This is a genomic window from Pseudomonas sp. 43A, assembly GCF_013363935.1.
GTDB classification, from domain to species: domain Bacteria; phylum Pseudomonadota; class Gammaproteobacteria; order Pseudomonadales; family Pseudomonadaceae; genus Aquipseudomonas; species Aquipseudomonas crudilactis.
Window position 1 is genome coordinate 1,448,967 of sequence record NZ_CP054880.1, and the last position, 16,628, is coordinate 1,465,594.

General features: G+C 58.7%; 15 protein-coding genes and 2 tRNA genes. 7 read left to right on the plus strand and 10 right to left on the minus strand.

The window, feature by feature from the left end; all coding sequences use genetic code 11:
* The first annotated feature begins 170 nt into the window (after positions 1 to 170).
* Positions 171 to 647, plus strand: coding sequence for a helix-turn-helix domain-containing protein (locus tag HUW52_RS06420; protein ID WP_175553217.1), 477 nt, complete (start codon positions 171 to 173; stop codon positions 645 to 647).
* A gap of 68 nt (positions 648 to 715) precedes the next feature.
* Here the strand turns inward: HUW52_RS06420 and HUW52_RS06425 are convergent.
* Together HUW52_RS06425 and HUW52_RS06430 are read right to left on the minus strand one after the other, a co-directional pair.
* Positions 716 to 792, minus strand: a tRNA-Met gene (locus tag HUW52_RS06425).
* A gap of 115 nt (positions 793 to 907) precedes the next feature.
* Positions 908 to 2,965 carry a methyl-accepting chemotaxis protein gene (locus tag HUW52_RS06430; RefSeq protein ID WP_175553218.1) on the minus strand — a complete coding sequence of 686 codons (2,058 nt, stop codon included), beginning with the start codon at positions 2,963 to 2,965 and terminating at the stop codon, positions 908 to 910.
* A 333-nt stretch (positions 2,966 to 3,298) separates the two neighbouring features.
* Here HUW52_RS06430 and HUW52_RS06435 point away from each other — a divergent pair, with 333 nt between their 5' ends.
* Positions 3,299 to 4,516 carry an MFS transporter gene (locus HUW52_RS06435; protein ID WP_175553219.1) on the plus strand — a complete coding sequence of 406 codons (1,218 nt, stop codon included), beginning with the start codon at positions 3,299 to 3,301 and terminating at the stop codon, positions 4,514 to 4,516.
* A gap of 185 nt (positions 4,517 to 4,701) precedes the next feature.
* On the opposite strand, the gene ychF is transcribed toward HUW52_RS06435, so the two are convergent.
* The 8 genes from ychF to HUW52_RS06475 form a co-directional block, all read right to left on the minus strand.
* Complete coding sequence (gene ychF, locus HUW52_RS06440) at positions 4,702 to 5,802, minus strand: redox-regulated ATPase YchF (RefSeq protein ID WP_016987222.1); 1,101 nt, start codon at positions 5,800 to 5,802, stop codon at positions 4,702 to 4,704.
* A 22-nt stretch (positions 5,803 to 5,824) separates the two neighbouring features.
* On the minus strand, positions 5,825 to 6,409 hold the full coding sequence (gene pth / locus HUW52_RS06445; protein WP_175553220.1) for an aminoacyl-tRNA hydrolase: 585 nt from the start codon (positions 6,407 to 6,409) through the stop codon (positions 5,825 to 5,827).
* Between the two features lie 171 nt (positions 6,410 to 6,580).
* Complete coding sequence (locus tag HUW52_RS06450; RefSeq protein ID WP_016987221.1) at positions 6,581 to 7,183, minus strand: 50S ribosomal protein L25/general stress protein Ctc; 603 nt, start codon at positions 7,181 to 7,183, stop codon at positions 6,581 to 6,583.
* A gap of 142 nt (positions 7,184 to 7,325) precedes the next feature.
* Positions 7,326 to 8,267, minus strand: coding sequence for a ribose-phosphate pyrophosphokinase (locus HUW52_RS06455; RefSeq protein ID WP_003171603.1), 942 nt, complete (start codon positions 8,265 to 8,267; stop codon positions 7,326 to 7,328).
* Positions 8,268 to 8,312: 45 nt separating this feature from the next.
* A tRNA-Gln gene (locus HUW52_RS06460) sits at positions 8,313 to 8,387 on the minus strand.
* Positions 8,388 to 8,423: 36 nt separating this feature from the next.
* On the minus strand, positions 8,424 to 9,275 hold the full coding sequence (gene ispE, locus HUW52_RS06465) for a 4-(cytidine 5'-diphospho)-2-C-methyl-D-erythritol kinase (RefSeq protein WP_016987220.1): 852 nt from the start codon (positions 9,273 to 9,275) through the stop codon (positions 8,424 to 8,426).
* Between the two features lie 3 nt (positions 9,276 to 9,278).
* A complete protein-coding gene (gene lolB, locus HUW52_RS06470; RefSeq protein WP_141127536.1) occupies positions 9,279 to 9,896 on the minus strand; it encodes a lipoprotein insertase outer membrane protein LolB in 618 nt (205 codons plus the stop codon).
* Positions 9,897 to 9,899: 3 nt separating this feature from the next.
* Positions 9,900 to 11,624 (minus strand): tetratricopeptide repeat protein, encoded by a 1,725-nt coding sequence (locus HUW52_RS06475; RefSeq protein ID WP_016987218.1) that lies wholly within the window; start codon positions 11,622 to 11,624, stop codon positions 9,900 to 9,902.
* A 182-nt stretch (positions 11,625 to 11,806) separates the two neighbouring features.
* Between HUW52_RS06475 and hemA the strand changes: the two genes are divergently transcribed.
* The 5 genes from hemA to murI are packed head-to-tail and all read left to right on the plus strand — an operon-like array spanning position 11,807 to position 16,536.
* Positions 11,807 to 13,093, plus strand: a complete 1,287-nt coding sequence (gene hemA, locus HUW52_RS06480) for a glutamyl-tRNA reductase (protein ID WP_007951716.1) — start codon at positions 11,807 to 11,809, stop codon at positions 13,091 to 13,093.
* Positions 13,090 to 14,172 carry a peptide chain release factor 1 gene (gene prfA, locus HUW52_RS06485; protein WP_016987217.1) on the plus strand — a complete coding sequence of 361 codons (1,083 nt, stop codon included), beginning with the start codon at positions 13,090 to 13,092 and terminating at the stop codon, positions 14,170 to 14,172. The genes hemA and prfA overlap by 4 nt, the downstream gene beginning before the upstream one ends.
* Positions 14,173 to 15,003 carry a peptide chain release factor N(5)-glutamine methyltransferase gene (prmC, locus tag HUW52_RS06490; RefSeq protein ID WP_016987216.1) on the plus strand — a complete coding sequence of 277 codons (831 nt, stop codon included), beginning with the start codon at positions 14,173 to 14,175 and terminating at the stop codon, positions 15,001 to 15,003.
* Positions 14,997 to 15,752: a molybdopterin-synthase adenylyltransferase MoeB gene (locus HUW52_RS06495; protein WP_175553221.1), complete on the plus strand. Its 756-nt coding sequence runs from the start codon at positions 14,997 to 14,999 to the stop codon at positions 15,750 to 15,752. The genes prmC and HUW52_RS06495 overlap by 7 nt, the downstream gene beginning before the upstream one ends.
* Positions 15,745 to 16,536 carry a glutamate racemase gene (gene murI, locus HUW52_RS06500; RefSeq protein WP_175553222.1) on the plus strand — a complete coding sequence of 264 codons (792 nt, stop codon included), beginning with the start codon at positions 15,745 to 15,747 and terminating at the stop codon, positions 16,534 to 16,536. Before HUW52_RS06495 ends, murI begins: the two co-directional genes overlap by 8 nt.
* Positions 16,537 to 16,628: the final 92 nt, after the last annotated feature.

The window sequence follows — 16,628 nt, forward strand, 5'->3', positions numbered from 1 at the left end:
ACCCGTTTCCTACAGCGTTTTTTCAACCTGATCGCTCGGTACCGATTCAGTCGAATGAAAAGGCATTTCGCGCCTGTAGTACTTCGCTCCAGCTTGGTGGTTGCTCCGCATTTCTCCTACAGACTTTTCAGGTCGACAACTTACGCGCCTTTACCTGAGGATGTTTTCTGTTGTTTTTTCCAGGATGGATTTCAGATGAAAGGGATAAGTCCGTTGCCATTCAATTCTATTTTCAGTCGGCCATTGTCATGAGTGTTTCCAATGAGGACCGCGATTTTCTGGTGGCGATGGGCAGTCGCATTGCTCACTTACGCACAGTGCACGAGATCACGCAGACTCGGTTTGCACGGGCTTTAGGTCTTTCCCGGCAAACCTTTCAGGGTTACGAGGAGGGCACGCGCAGTATGCCGGTCACGACGCTGGTGAAGATGGCGTTTGCGCTTCGCGTGCCTGTTGAGGACCTGCTCGGGGTTCCCTCGTACACGGAGACGCCCAGACGCAGCTTGACCTCGACGTGGTATCGACGGCTGCAGTCCATCAATGAGCTTTCGAAGGTCCAGCAGAAGGTCATTGCGCAGATGCTCGACGCACTGATCGCACAGGCAGCGACCAAAGGGAGCAACGAAGAGAAGGATATTTTGAAGTGACAGATTACCGAGACTTTTCTCGAGGCATAAAAAAACGGCCTACCTTTCGGTAAGCCGTTTTTAGTACTTGGTGGCTACACAGGGACTTGAACCCCGGACCCCAGCATTATGAATGCTATGCTCTAACCAACTGAGCTATGTAGCCAAGTGGCGCGCATTATTCCCCTGAAATGGAAAAGCGTCAAGCGTAAATTTAAAATATTTCTTCTTATTTTCAACCGCTTATCCTCCAGCCCGGAAAATCCGGGCCGGGCAGGGCCTCAACGCAGCTGAAATCTTGCCGTATTGGCGCTCAAGGCATGGCTGCCCTGACTCAGGGTGTCCGCTGCGAGGTTCACCGCCCGTGCGCCTTCAAGCAAACGCACGGCTGCCTGATCGACCTGCTGAATATTGCCGCTGACTTCATCTGCGGTACTCGCTTGCTCTTCAACCGCTGTGGCGATCTGCGCCAAGGTGTCGGTGACGCTCTGCACGGCGCTGGCGATTTCGCCCAGGCGTTCACCGAGACCGGTCACCGACTCGGCATCGGTTTGCGCCTGGCCGCATGCAGCTTCCATCAGGCTCACGGCTTCGTTGACCGTCGCGCGCAGGCTGTCGACGGTGCCGGCAATCTGCGCTGTCGAAGATTGTGTGCGCTGTGACAGGCTGCGCACTTCGTCGGCGACCACGGCAAAACCGCGACCTTGTTCACCCGCGCGTGCGGCTTCGATAGCTGCGTTGAGCGCGAGCAAATTGGTCTGTTCGGCAACACCGCGAATGGTGTCGACCACCAATTGAATCTGCTGACCTTGCTCGCTGACCCGACCCAACGCCGCAGCCGTTTCATTCAAACGCTGATTGAGCTGCTGAATACTCGCCGTGGTGCGCTGGCTGTCACGGCTGCTGTCGGCGGCGATGCGCCGGGTGTGCTGGGCGCTGCCGGAGGCCTGTTCGCAACTCTGCGCCACGCCTTGCGACGTCGCGGCCAGCTGCGTGGCAGCTGCGGCGATCTGGCTGATCTGCAACTGCTGCGCCTCGACTTCACCAAGGGCGCCACTGGAGTGCTCGTTGAGGCTGCGCACGGCGTGACTCAGTTGTGAGGTTTCGTGATCAACGCCGAGCATGCTCGTGCGCAGTTGCACCACGGCAACGTTGAGTGCGGTGCTGATCGCCGCCAATTCATCTCGGCCCACGACGGGCACTTGCAGACTGAGGTTGCCATCGCGCAGGGCCTCAGCGAGCAGGGTGATGCCGCTGGCGCTGCGGCGGATCGAGGCTTGCAGGCAGATAAACAGATACAGCGCCGCGAGCAGCAGGCAGCCGAAAATGGCTGCAACGATAATGAACTGACGGATCGCCGAGCTGTGGTAGGCATCCAGTCGTTGGTCCAGCGACACCAGCGACTGCTGGCGCAGGGCGGCGAGGTCGGTCAGCAGGGCATCGAGGTTGCGTTCAAAGTCGTCCGGTTTGAGCGTGATGCTGCCGCCGAACACGCCGTCATCCAGCACCTTCAGGCCGCTATCAAGTCGTTTCAGGCTGTCATGATATTGGCTGGCCCAGTTCTGCTGATCTTTCGGCAGGCGTGCTTCGAGCAGCGTGGCGGTTTTGACCAGTTGCTCGCGGGCATCGCCGATGCGGCTGCGCAGATCGCGCAACTGCAAACGGCTTTGCAGGGTGAATTGGCCAGAGACGACCGAGGCCTGACCGACCGCAGCGAGGCGGCCGACGCGTTCGATCAGGTCCGGCGCGTGCTGCGTGGAGATTTGCGTCAGCAGGTAGGTTTCCAGCCACGGCGCGAGGGTCAGGCGGTTGTCCATGACGATCTGCTCGCGCAACGCTTGCAGGGCGCTCAGCGCATTGGTGAAACGATCGTAACCGTCCGGCCACCAACCGACACCGCTGAGGCTTTTCGAGTCCAGACCGTTCAATGCAGTTTGCAGCGCTTGAAAGCGGGTGAGGGTTTCGCCTTCGGCACCTTCGTTTTTCAGCGCGTTGCCCAAATCTGTGGTGGCTTGCAGAACTGCCGGTTGCACTGCGTCAAACGCGCCCATCGCGGCGAGGGTAGCCGGCGTCGGTTGTCGATTGGTTTCCGTAGCGCGCCAACGGGCGGCGCGGTCACGTTGGGCGGCGAGCAGGTTGTCCAGCGCATCCAGCGCGAGCAACTGGCGGACACCGGCACGTTCGCCGGAAATCAGATTGAGTTTGTCGCGATAGTCCTGGCCGATCATCAACAGGCTACCCGCCAACGGCAGAATGAACAGCAGAAACAACAACTGAAATTTACCTGCGAAGCCAAACCGCCCCAGCAATTTGATCCCCGGTGAAAGGAAAGCCTGCATGCCCCATGACTCCTCTGGACACCACGCACCAATGGCGTGCATCGCGGTCGTGCGACCTGGATGTTGTGCCCTGCTAAAAGGCCTCGAAAGTTCACTCTCGCCCGCTCTGTAGGCCGGCTCTGTAGCGAAACTTCCCATTGTCGGTGCCCTTTGTAAGGACGCCGCGTTCAAGGGATAGAGCAAGGCAAGATTCAGACCATGGCGTTGCGCTATCACCTTGCTGTCGACGGTCAGTCAGTTAGTTAGCTGGCTAAGGGGATGGCGCTGACGCACTGAAAAATGGCACATTGACGCACCTGCCTGTGTGCACCCATCTGCTGTCCGGAAACTTCCATGGCTATCAGCAACGTTCAGAACGCCGCTGCCTCGGCGCCCGCTCCTCCGCAAAGCAGCCCATTGGTGATGCGTATCATCGGCGCGGTGGCGCTGGCGCATTTGATCAACGACCTGATTCAGTCGGTTTTGCCATCGATCTATCCGATGCTCAAGGCCAATTACGGCCTGACGTTTACTCAGGTCGGCCTGATCACCCTGACCTTTCAATTGACCGCCTCGCTGCTGCAGCCGTGGGTCGGTTACCACACCGATCGGCACCCGAAACCGTGGCTGTTGCCGGCCGGTTCGATCTGTACGCTGATTGGCATCGTGATGATGTCGATGGTCGGCAGTTTCCCGTTGATTCTACTGGCGGCGGCGCTGATCGGTATTGGTTCCTCGACGTTCCACCCTGAAGCCTCGCGGATTGCCCGGCTGGCCTCGGGCGGACGCTTTGGTCTGGCGCAATCGACTTTCCAGGTGGGCGGTAACGCCGGTTCCGCGTTCGGCCCGTTGCTGGCGGCGGCGATCATCATTCCGTTCGGTCAAGCCAATGTGGCGTGGTTCGGCTTGTTCGCAGTGTTTGCGCTGTTCGTGCTGTACCGCATCAGTCGCTGGTATGCCCATCACTTGAACCTGTTCAAGCTCAAGGCCGGTCAGGCCGCGACTCACGGGCTGTCGAAGGGCAGGGTGACCAGTGCGTTGGTGGTGTTGGGGCTGTTGGTGTTTTCGAAGTATTTCTACATGGCCAGTCTGACCAGTTACTTCACGTTCTACCTGATCGAGAAGTTCGACCTGTCGGTGGCCAGTTCGCAGTTGCACCTGTTCCTGTTCCTCGGTGCAGTGGCGGCGGGGACGTTCTTCGGCGGGCCGATCGGTGACAAGATCGGCCGTAAAGCGGTGATCTGGTTTTCGATCCTCGGCGTGGCACCGTTCACGCTGCTGATGCCTCACGTCGATCTGTTCTGGACCAGCGTCCTCAGCGTGGTGATCGGCTTCATTCTGGCCTCGGCGTTCTCGGCGATTGTGGTGTACGCGCAGGAACTGGTGCCGGGCAATGTCGGGATGATTGCCGGGGTGTTCTTCGGTTTGATGTTTGGTTTTGGCGGGATTGGCGCGGCGCTGCTGGGGCATCTGGCGGATGTGCACGGAATCGAGTACGTGTATTTCCTGTGCTCGTTCTTGCCGTTGTTTGGGGTGTTGGCGATCTTCTTGCCGCGCACCAAAAAGGCCTGATTCACACATTTCCCATTGTAGGAGTGAGCCTGCTCGCGATAGCGGTGTGTCAGTCAGCACATCTGTAGCTGATAGAACGCTATCGCGAGCAGGCTCACTCCTACAGGGGGTTGGTGGTGCGGCGGAAAATATTTCAGGCACAAAAAAGCCGCGTATCAAACGCGGCTTTTTCTTGGGCGCAACGCTTACACGTTGAAGCGGAAGTGCATCACGTCGCCGTCCTTGACGATGTAATCCTTGCCTTCCAGACGCCATTTACCGGCTTCTTTGGTACCGGCTTCGCCCTTGTACTGGATGAAGTCGTTGTAGGCGATCACTTCGGCGCGGATGAAGCCTTTCTCGAAGTCGGTGTGGATCACGCCAGCAGCTTGTGGTGCGGTGGCACCGACTTTGACGGTCCAGGCGCGGACTTCTTCGACACCGGCGGTGAAGTAGGTCTGCAGGTGCAGCATTTCGTAGCCGGCGCGGATCACGCGGTTCAGGCCAGGCTCTTCCAGGCCCAGGGCCTCGAGGAACATGTCCTTCTCTTCACCGTCATCGAGCTCGGCGATTTCTGCTTCGATCTTGTTGCAGACCGGAACAACCATGGCGCCTTCTTCTTCGGCGATGGCGCGAACCACGTCCAGGTGCGGGTTGTTCTCGAAACCGTCTTCAGCGACGTTGGCGATGTACATGACCGGTTTGGTGGTCAGCAGGTGAAAGCCCTTGATCACCGCTTTTTCGTCGGCGCTCATGTTCTTCATCAGGCTGCGCGCCGGCTTGGCTTCGGTGAAGTGCGCGATCAATTGCTCCAGCAGAGCTTTCTGAACGACTGCGTCCTTGTCACCGCCCTTGGCATTGCGCGCGACTTTTTGCAGTTGTTTCTCGCAGCTGTCGAGGTCGGCGAAGATCAGTTCCAGGTCGATGATTTCGATATCGCGCTTCGGGTCGACGCTGTTGGAAACGTGGATCACGTTTTCGTCTTCGAAGCAGCGCACGACGTGAGCGATCGCGTCGGTTTCGCGGATGTTGGCGAGGAACTTGTTGCCCAGGCCTTCACCTTTCGAGGCGCCGGCAACCAGGCCAGCGATGTCGACGAATTCCATGGTGGTCGGCAGGATGCGCTTTGGATTGACAATGGCCGCCAGAGCGTCCAGACGCGGATCCGGCATCGGCACGATGCCGCTGTTCGGCTCGATGGTGCAGAAGGGGAAGTTCTCGGCCGCGATACCGGATTTGGTCAGGGCGTTGAACAGGGTGGACTTGCCGACGTTAGGCAGGCCGACGATGCCGCAATTGAATCCCATGGTGTTTCCCCTCGGAGTAGAGTCAGGCCTTCTGGCTGTGCAGGTTTTTCATCGCGCGGTTCCATTCACCGGCGAGGATATCCGGCAGCACGCCGAGGGCAAAGTCGATGCTGGCATCGAGTTTTTCCTGTTCGGCGCGTGGCGCACGACCCAGGACGAAATTTGAAACCATACTGGCGACGCCCGGGTGGCCAATGCCAAGCCGCAGGCGGTAGAACGTATTCTGATTGCCCAGTTGCGCAATGATGTCGCGCAACCCGTTGTGACCGCCATGGCCGCCGCCCTGCTTGAGCTTGGCAACGCCCGGAGGCAAGTCGAGTTCGTCATGCGCCACGAGGATTTCTTCAGGCTTGATGCGGAAGAATCCGGCGAGTGCCGCCACGGCCTGGCCGCTGCGGTTCATGTAAGTGGTGGGAATCAGCAGACGAACATCCTGACCCTGATGCGAATAGCGCCCGGTCAGGCCAAAATATTTGCGATCGGCCACAAGATTCACATTATGTGCGTGGGCGATGCGCTCAACAAAAAGGGCCCCTGCGTTATGCCGGGTCTGGTCGTATTCGGCGCCTGGATTTCCCAGGCCAACGATCAGTTTGATGGCAGTCACGATAGGGGCCCTTCCTTTGAGTGGTGAGTAACATCGCCGCGATCAGGGAAAGCGGCGAAAGTGGACGAAAAATGCTCATTTACCATGGATGTAAACTCCGCGTTCTCGCCCGCTTTCTCGCTACGTTCCAGTCCGCGATGTTACTTGCTCACTCAGGCTGAACAGAGTGAATTACTCTGCTGCGCCTTCTTCGGTAGCTTCTGGAGCAACGCGTGGAGCGTGTACGTTTGCAACAGCTTTGTCGTCACCGTGAGCCAGTGCAACGAACTCAACGCCTTTAGGGGCTTTGAGGTCGGACAGGTGGACGATTGCGCCGATTTCCAGAGCCGACAGGTCGACTTCGATGAACTCAGGCAGATCTTTCGGCAGGCAAGTTACTTCGATTTCGTTCAGGACGTGCGAGATCTCGCCGCCTTTCTTGACCGGAGCTTCTTCACCGACAAAGTGCACAGGCACGATAGCGGTCAGTTTCTGACCGGCTACGACGCGTACGAAGTCAGCGTGCAGAACGTGACCCTTGGACGGGTGACGTTGCAGGGCTTTGATGATGACGTTCTGCTTTTTGCCGCCAACGTTCAGTTCGATAACGTGGCTGTAAGCCGCTTCGTTTTCGAGCAGTTTGGCAACTTCTTTGGCCAGCATGCTGATGGATTCAGGGGCTTTTTCGCCACCGTAAACAACAGCTGGAACCAGAGCGGCGAGACGACGCAGGCGGCGGCTCGCACCTTTCCCCAGGTCGGAACGCACTTCAGCATTCAGAGTAAAATCGTTCATTTTGTATCTCCAAAATAGCCATGACCGGAGTGGCGTTTGCGACCAGCGCCAAACACGGTATGGGCAAAAAAGCCCCGCCCCGGCAGGAATGCCGGGGCGGGGCGCTTTTCGTCAACGAGACATTTCGCGAAGGGCAGGGCCCTTAACGGAACATCGCGCTGATCGATTCTTCATTGCTGATGCGGCGAACCGCTTCGGCAACAACCGGTGCGATATCCAGTTGACGGATACGTGCACAGGCTTGTGCTGCAGCGGACAGCGGGATGGTGTTAGTTACCACCAACTCGTCCAGCACGGAATTTTCGATATTCTCGATGGCCCGACCCGACAGCACAGGGTGTGTGCAGTAGGCAAAGACCTTGGCTGCGCCATGCTCTTTCAAGGCCTTGGCCGCGTGGCACAGAGTGCCGGCGGTATCGACCATGTCATCAACCAGAATACAGGTACGCCCTTCGACATCACCGATGATATGCATCACTTCAGAGTGATTGGCTTTCTCACGGCGTTTGTCGATGATCCCGAGGTCCACGCCCAGGGATTTGGCAACAGCACGTGCACGCACGACGCCGCCAATGTCCGGGGACACGATCATCAGGTTTTCGAAGCGCTGATCTTCAATGTCATCCACCAGAACCGGGGAGCCGTAGATGTTATCTACCGGAATATCGAAGAAACCCTGAATCTGGTCAGCATGCAGATCAACCGTGAGAACACGGTCGATGCCGACTACGGTAAGCATGTCAGCAACGACTTTCGCGCTGATAGCCACACGTGCGGAACGCGGACGGCGATCCTGACGGGCATAACCAAAATAAGGAATAACAGCAGTGATACGAGTAGCCGAGGAGCGGCGGAAGGCATCAGCCATCACTACCAGTTCCATCAGGTTATCGTTGGTCGGAGCGCAAGTCGGCTGAATAATGAAAACGTCTTTACCGCGAACGTTTTCATTGATCTCGGCAGTAATTTCGCCGTCGGAGAACTTACCGACAGAGATGTCACCGAGAGGGATATGCAGCTGACGTACAACACGCCGAGCCAGATCGGGGTTAGCGTTCCCCGTAAAGACCATCATCTTGGACACGCGCAGTACCTAGAGGCTGAGGGTAACCTGGATGAGTATAGAAAATGGCAGGGGCGGCTGGATTCGAACCAACGCATGGCAGGATCAAAACCTGCTGCCTTACCGCTTGGCGACGCCCCTGTATCTGTTGCATCAAGTGCCGAGCACTTGGTTCCTTTAGAGCAGACTTTGCAACTTGCGGTGCAACATCGAAACGTTGCTGCCTTTGGCTACAAACCCTGTAAGGGTCTCTGTCAGAAGGGCCGAGACTTTATCAGCTTCAGCTTTGCTTGGGAAGCCCCCAAACACACAACTTCCAGTTCCGGTGAGCTTTGCTTCGGTAAATTTACCTAACAAATCCAATGCGTTACGTACTTCTGGATAACGCCTTGCAACCACCGGCAAGCAGTCATTTCGACTGTTTCCCTCGGGAACGGGGCGCACTTTAATGGGCGGCGTGTTACGTGTCAACAAAGGATCTGAAAAAATTTCTGCCGTACTTACAGAGACTTGCGGCACGAGCACCAGATACCACGGTTCTTCGGGATCGACCGGGGTCAGTTTTTCGCCCACACCCTCGGCGAAAGCCGCATGGCCACGGACGAAAACCGGTACGTCGGCACCCAGGGATAAACCCAGCGTGGCCAGGCGATCCTCGTCCCAGCCCAACTGCCACAAATGGTTCAGACCGAGCAAAGTCGTCGCCGCATTCGAACTGCCGCCACCGATACCGCCGCCCATGGGCAGCACTTTATCAATCCAGATATCGATGCCGAGCGAACAGCCAGACTGTTGCTGAAGCATTTTCGCCGCGCGCACGATCAGGTTGCTGTCATGCGGCACGCCAGCGAATTCGGTGTGCAGTTGAATCACACCGTCATCACGCACGGCAAAAGTGATTTCATCGCCGTAATCGACAAACTGAAACAGCGTCTGCAACTCGTGATAACCGTCTTCACGGCGACCGAGAATGTGCAGCATCAGGTTGAGTTTGGCTGGCGAAGGCAGGGTCAGGCGTGCAGCGGTCATGCGTTATTGCCCCAACTTGCGCGGTTGCCAGGTCTTGATCACCAGCGTTACGTCCAGGTCAGTGCCGTGCAGCTTGATGCGTTCCGGCAACCAGTAACCGTTCTGTTCGGTGTAAGCGGTGTATTCGACTTTCCAGCCATCCTGTTCCAGGTTGGCCAGACGGCTGTCGGCGTCCAGGTTCAGGCGACTTTTGCTGTCCGGAGCGGGCAGGCCACGTACCCACCAGGCCAGATTCGACACGGGCAGTTTCCAGCCAAGCTGTTCTTCGAGCAGGGCTTCCGGGGACTGCGATTCATAGCGGCCCTGATTGGCGACTTCCAGCGAGACCTTGCCCGGACGCCCGGTCAGTCGCGCGGCGCCGCGACCCAGCGGGCCGGACAAGCGGATGTCGTAGTAATCCTGACGTTGCAGCCAGAACAGCGTGCCGCTACCGGAATCTTTCGGTGCGCGGATGCCGATCTTGCCGTCGATCTGCCAGCCGTCGAGGCCGCTCAGCTGTTGTTTGTTCGCGGCCCATTGAGCCGGACTGCCGTGGCCCTCGACCGATTCACGAGTGCCAAAACCCGAGCAGCCAGCGAGCAGGGCGATGAAGCTGAAAACAATAACGTGGCGCAAAAACATGAGTTAAAGAGTCTCGGATCCGGTCAGGCGCTTGATGGTGCTGCGCAGAATGGTACTGTCGGGCTGATCCTTGAGGAATTTGCCCCAGATTTGTTTGGCTTCACGCTGCTTGCCCTTGGTCCACAACACTTCGCCCAGGTGCGCGGCGACTTCGTGATCAGGGAAGCGCTCCAGCGCCTGACGCAGATATTTCTCGGCGTCATCCAGATTGCCCAGGCGGTAATTCACCCAGCCGAGGCTGTCGAGTACGGCCGGGTCTTCCGGGTTGATCTGGTGCGCCTGCTCGATCAGCGCTTTGGCTTCAGCGTAGCGAGTGGTGCGGTCGGACAGGGTGTAGCCCAAAGCGTTGAGCGCCATGGCGTTGTCCGGATCACGCTTGATGATCAGGCGCAGGTCTTTTTCCATTTGCGCCAGGTCATTGCGTTTTTCCGCGAGCATGGCCCGGGTGTACAGCAGATTCAGATCGTCCGGGTATTGCAGCAAGGCTTGCTGCAATACTTTCCAGGCTTTGTCGTCCTGTTTATTGGCCGACAGGGTTTCCGATTCGATGAGGTACAACTGAATCGCGTAGTCCGGTTGTTCGTCGCGTTGAGCGGCGAGTTTGCTTTGCGCTTCAGCGGTCTTGCCGTTGTTCATCAGAATATCGGCCTGACGCAACTGCGCCGGCAGATAGTCGTTGCCCGGGCCGACCTGGGCGTATTCGATAAGGGCGCCTTGCGGGTCGTTGCGTTCTTCGGCAATGCGCCCCAGGTTCAGGTGCGCCGAATCGACGTGGCTTTCGCGAGCAATCAGGTCTTCCAGGTAACCCTTGGCCTCATCCCAGGCCTTGGCTTCCAGGCAGACCAATGCCAGCGAGTAACGCAGTTCGTCGTCTTCCGGGTATTGCTGCACAAGGCTGGAGAACTCGGCTTTGGCGTCGTCCATGCGATCCTGTTCGACCAGCATGCGCGCATAAGTCAGGCGCAGGCGTTTGTCGTCCGGGTACTTCTTGATGCTTTTTTGCAGGAGCGGCAGTGCTTCGTCGCCACGGTTGAGAATTTGCAGCAGGCGTGCGCGCAGCAGAATCGGCGCGATCTCGCCGTCATCCGGCGGATTGTCTTCGAGCAGGGTCAATGCGGCTTTGTTGTCGCCGTCCTGCTGCAAGAGCAGGGCCTTGCCGAAGATCAACTGGCTGTTATTCGGATGGCGTTGCAACAACCGGTCAAAACTTTTCATCAGACCGTTGCGGGTTTCCTGATCGGTATCTGCCGCCGACAGCGCGAGGAAGTCGAAGTGAGTATCGCCCTTGCCCTGCAGAACCTTCTCCATATAGACCATCGAGTCGTCATAACGCCCGGCGCGCGCCAGTTGCACGGCGGCGGCGCGTTGCGCTTCGAGGTCGTCCGGGGCGTTTTTCGCCCAGATCAGCGCGGTATCAAGGGCCGGTTGATCGGCGCCCAGATATTCGGCGATACGGAACGCACGCTCGGACACACCCGGATCCTGGGTGTTGATGGCCTGGGTCACGTAGTTGTCCAGGGCAATGTCGAAACGATTGCGCTGGCCGGCGAGTTCGGCGCTCAACAGGCTGAAAACGGTTTCCTCGCTGAACGAGCTGTAAACCTTGGGCTTTTCAGGCGCGGGCGTGGTGTCTTCAACCGACGGCGTACCGTCCGGCGAAACGGGAGCCAAGGCCTGGCAGCCGCTGAGGAAGACAAAAGCGAGGAGCAACGCGGAAGATCTATTCATATAGGAAGAGGACGACTAACCTGCGGTCGGATCATCATGACACAAGCTTTCGGCCAAACATAACCGAGACTCAATTGTGCCCATTATAGGGGCTGACGATTGGGACAATAGTCAGCGGTAGTTGTTCTGAATCTTTCGAAGTAGGACAATTGCCGGCTTCACGTCACCATCAGCGACCTTGAATGGCCTTCCTTGCACTCGGTATCAACCACAAGACTGCGTCAGTAGACGTCCGCGAGCGCGTGGCTTTTACTCCTGAACAGCTGGTGGAGGCCTTGCAGCAGCTCTGCCGACTGACCGACAGCCGCGAAGCCGCGATCCTCTCCACCTGCAATCGCAGTGAGCTTTATATAGAACAGGATCAGCTTTCTGCCGATATCGTGCTGCGCTGGCTGGCCGACTATCACCATTTAAGCCTCGATGAGCTGCGCGCGAGTGCTTATGTGCATGAAGATGATGCGGCAGTTCGTCACATGATGCGCGTCGCCTCCGGGCTCGACTCGCTGGTGCTGGGCGAGCCGCAGATTCTCGGTCAGATGAAATCGGCCTACGCCGTGGCCCGCGAGGCCGGCACCATCGGCCCGTTGTTGGGGCGACTGTTTCAGGCGACCTTCAATGCCGCCAAACAGGTGCGCACTGACACCGCTATCGGTGAAAACCCGGTATCAGTGGCGTTTGCTGCCGTCAGCCTGGCCAAACAGATTTTCAGTGATTTGCAACGCAGCCAGGCTCTGCTGATCGGCGCCGGCGAGACCATTACGTTGGTCGCCCGCCATTTGCACGAGCTGGGGGTCAAGCGCATCGTCGTCGCCAACCGCACGCTGGAACGCGCCAGTCTGCTGGCCGAACAGTTCGGCGCTCACGCGGTGCTGCTCTCGGATATACCGGCAGAACTGGTGCGCAGCGATATCGTCATCAGTTCGACCGCCAGTCAGTTGCCGATTCTCGGCAAGGGCGCGGTCGAGAGTGCGCTGAAGCTGCGCAAGCACAAGCCGATCTTCATGGTCGACATCGCCGTTCCCAGGGATATCGAGCCGGAAGTCGGCGAGTTGGACGACGTTTACCTTTATAGCGTCGACGATCTCCACGAAGTGGTCGCCGAAAACCTCAAAAGTCGACAGGGTGCAGCGCAGGCCGCTGAAGAAATGGTCTCGGTCGGCGCCGACGATTTCATGGTGCGCCTGCGTGAGCTGGCGGCGGTCGATGTGCTCAAGGCCTATCGTCAACAGAGCGAACGCCTGCGGGACGAGGAGCTGCAAAAAGCCCTGCGCCTGCTGGCCAACGGCGGCAACGCCGAGGACGTGCTCGGGCAACTGGCCCGTGGCCTGACCAATAAACTGTTGCATGCGCCCAGCGTGCAATTGAAAAAGCTTTCTGCCGAAGGCCGCCTCGATGCGCTGGCCATGGCCCAGGAACTCTTTGCCCTTGAGGGCTCACCGGATAGCTTTTCGGATAAAAAACCGCAATGAAAGCGTCACTGCTCAACAAGCTGGATGTCCTCCAGGACCGTTTCGAGGAACTGACCGCGCTGCTCGGCGACGGTGAAGTCATTGCCGATCAGACCAGGTTCCGTGCTTATTCCAAGGAATACGCCGAACTCGAACCGGTCGTGCACGCCTATAAAAAGCTGCTCGGCGTACAAAGCGATCTTGAAGGCGCCCAGGCGCTGCTCAAGGACAACGACCCGGACATGCGTGAAATGGCCGTGGAAGAAGTTCGCGAAGCCAAGGAGTTGCTGATCACTCTGGAAGACGATCTGCAGCGCATGTTGCTGCCCAAGGATCCGAATGACGGGCGCAACGTCTATCTCGAAATCCGTGCCGGCACCGGTGGCGACGAGGCGGCGATTTTTTCCGGCGACCTGTTCCGCATGTACTCGCGTTACGCCGAACGTCGTGGCTGGCGTGTGGAGATTCTTTCGGCAAACGAAGGCGAACACGGTGGCTATAAAGAAGTCATCGCGCGCATTGAAGGCGACAACGTTTACGGCAAGCTGAAATTCGAATCAGGCGCGCACCGCGTACAACGCGTACCCGCCACCGAATCCCAGGGCCGCATCCACACGTCGGCCTGCACCGTGGCGGTGTTGCCCGAGCCGGACGAGCGCGAAGCCATCGAGATCAACCCAGCGGATTTGCGCGTCGACACTTACCGCTCTTCCGGGGCCGGTGGCCAGCACGTCAACACCACCGACTCGGCGATCCGCATCACGCACATACCGACCGGCACCGTGGTTGAGTGTCAGGAAGAACGTTCCCAGCACAAGAACCGTGCCCGGGCGATGGCGTGGCTGGCGGCTAAACTCAACGATCAGCAAACCGCAGCGGCGGCCAACGCGATCGCCAGCGAGCGTAAATTGCTGGTCGGCTCGGGCGACCGTTCCGAACGCATTCGCACCTACAACTATGCCCAGGGCCGGGTCACCGACCATCGCGTCAACCTGACCCTGTACTCGCTGGATGAAATCCTCGCCGGTGGCGTTGAAGCGGTGATCGAGCCGTTGTTGGCCGAATACCAGGCTGACCAACTCGCCGCGATAGGTGAATAAATGACCATCATTGCCAGCCTGTTGCGCGCCGCCGAACTGCCGGACTCGCCCACCGCGCGTCTGGACGCCGAATTGCTCCTTGCCGCCGCATTGGGCAAGTCGCGCAGTTTTCTGCATACGTGGCCCGAGCGCATCGTGCCGAGTGAAGCGGCGCTGACCTTTGCCGAGTACCTGCAACGCCGCCGTGGCGGTGAGCCGGTGGCCTACATTCTCGGTCAGCAGGGTTTCTGGAAACTCGATCTGGAAGTCGCACCGCACACACTGATCCCGCGCCCGGACACGGAACTGTTGGTGGAAGCAGCGCTGGAATTGCTCCCCGCGACCCCGGCGAAAGTGCTCGACCTTGGCACCGGTAGCGGTGCGATTGCGTTGGCCTTGGCCAGCGAACGTCCGGCGTGGAAAGTCACGGCGGTGGATCGCGTGCTTGAAGCCGTGGCATTGGCCGAACGCAATCGCCAGCGACTGCATCTGAACAACGCCACGGTGCTGAGCAGCCATTGGTTCAGCGCGCTTGAAGGTCAGCGTTTCCAGTTGATCATCAGCAATCCGCCGTACATTGCCGCCACCGACCCGCATCTGGTCGAGGGCGATGTGCGCTTCGAACCGGCCAGCGCGCTGGTTGCTGGTGAGGACGGGCTCGACGATCTGCGCTTGATCGTCGATCAGGCCCCGGCTCATCTGGAGGCCGCTGGCTGGCTGATGCTCGAGCACGGCTATGATCAAGCCGAAGCCGTACGCGATCTGCTGCTGACGCGCGGTTTCGAAGAAGTCCACAGCCGCACCGATCTGGGCGGTCATCAACGCATCAGTCTGGGGCGCCTGCCGTGCTGAATGATCAGGAATTGCTGCGCTACAGCCGGCAGATTCTGCTGCAACACATCGACATCGACGGGCAGCTGAAGCTCAAGGCCAGTCGTGTACTGATCGTTGGCCTCGGCGGACTCGGTGCGCCGGTTGCGCTGTACCTCGCAGCGGCGGGTGTCGGTGAGTTGCACTTGGCGGATTTCGACACGGTCGATCTGACCAACCTGCAACGCCAGATCATTCACGACACCGACAGCGTCGGCATGAGCAAGGTCGACTCGGCGCTCAAGCGTTTGACGGCGATCAATCCAGAAATCCAACTGATCGCCCACCGTCAGGCACTGGACGAGGATTCCCTTGCTGCTGCCGTGGCTGCGGTGGATCTGGTGCTCGACTGTTCCGATAATTTCTCCACCCGCGAAGCCGTCAACGCTGCGTGCGTAGCTGCGTGCAAACCGTTGGTCAGCGGCGCGGCGATTCGACTCGAAGGGCAGTTGTCGGTGTTCGACCCGCGTCGAGCCGAGAGCCCTTGCTACCACTGTTTATACGGGCACGGCAGCGAAGCCGAACTGACCTGCAGCGAAGCGGGTGTGGTCGGGCCGCTGGTCGGTCTGGTCGGCAGCCTTCAGGCACTGGAGGCCTTGAAGGTGCTGGTCGGTTTCGGCGAACCGCTGGTGGGCCGTTTGCTGTTGATCGATGCCCTCGGCTCGCGTTTCCGTGAGTTGCGCGTCAAGCGTGATCCAGGTTGCAGCATCTGTGGCTCGCGCCATGCGTGAAGCGCCGATCGGCGTGTTCGACTCCGGTGTCGGCGGCCTGTCGGTGCTGGCGGAAATCCAGCGTTTGCTGCCCAATGAAACATTGCTCTATGTCGCCGATTGCGGGCACATTCCCTACGGCGAGAAAACTCCGGAATTCATTCGCCAGCGCTGCAGCGTGATGGCCGGTTTTTTCCGTGAGCAGGGTGCCAAGGCGTTGGTGCTGGCCTGCAATACGGCCACGGTTGCCGGGGTCGCCGATTTACGACGGGATTTCCCCGACTGGCCGATTGTCGGCATGGAGCCTGCGGTCAAACCAGCGGCGGCCGCGACCCGCAGCGGTGTGGTCGGCGTGCTCGCCACCACCGGCACGTTGCAGAGCGCCAAATTCGCCGCACTGCTTGATCGTTTTGCCACTGACGTGCGTGTGATTACTCAGCCATGTCCCGGTCTGGTCGAGCTGATTGAGAGCGGCGATCTGCACAGCGCGCAGTTGCGTCAGTTGCTGCAAGGTTATGTCGAGCCACTGTTGGCCAGCGGCTGTGACACGATCATTCTGGGCTGCACCCACTATCCCTTTCTCAAGCCGATGCTCAAATCGATGATCCCTGCGGACATCAGTCTGATCGATACCGGTGCTGCTGTAGCGCGGCAACTTCAGCGGCTTTTGGCGGAGCGCGATTTGCTCGCTGCCGGCCCGAACCAGCCGGTCAGATTCTGGACCAGCGCCGATCCTGAGTACTTTAAAAACATCCTGCCACTGCTCGGACAAAACGCTGGCGAAGTGCAAAACTTCGACTTGTAAAAAAATTGTGAAATAACTAAAAAATCAGCTGAACTTCTAAGCAGGCGCCAGCTTCTATAGCGAAGAGTTATCGAGAAAACCAAACGATCGTT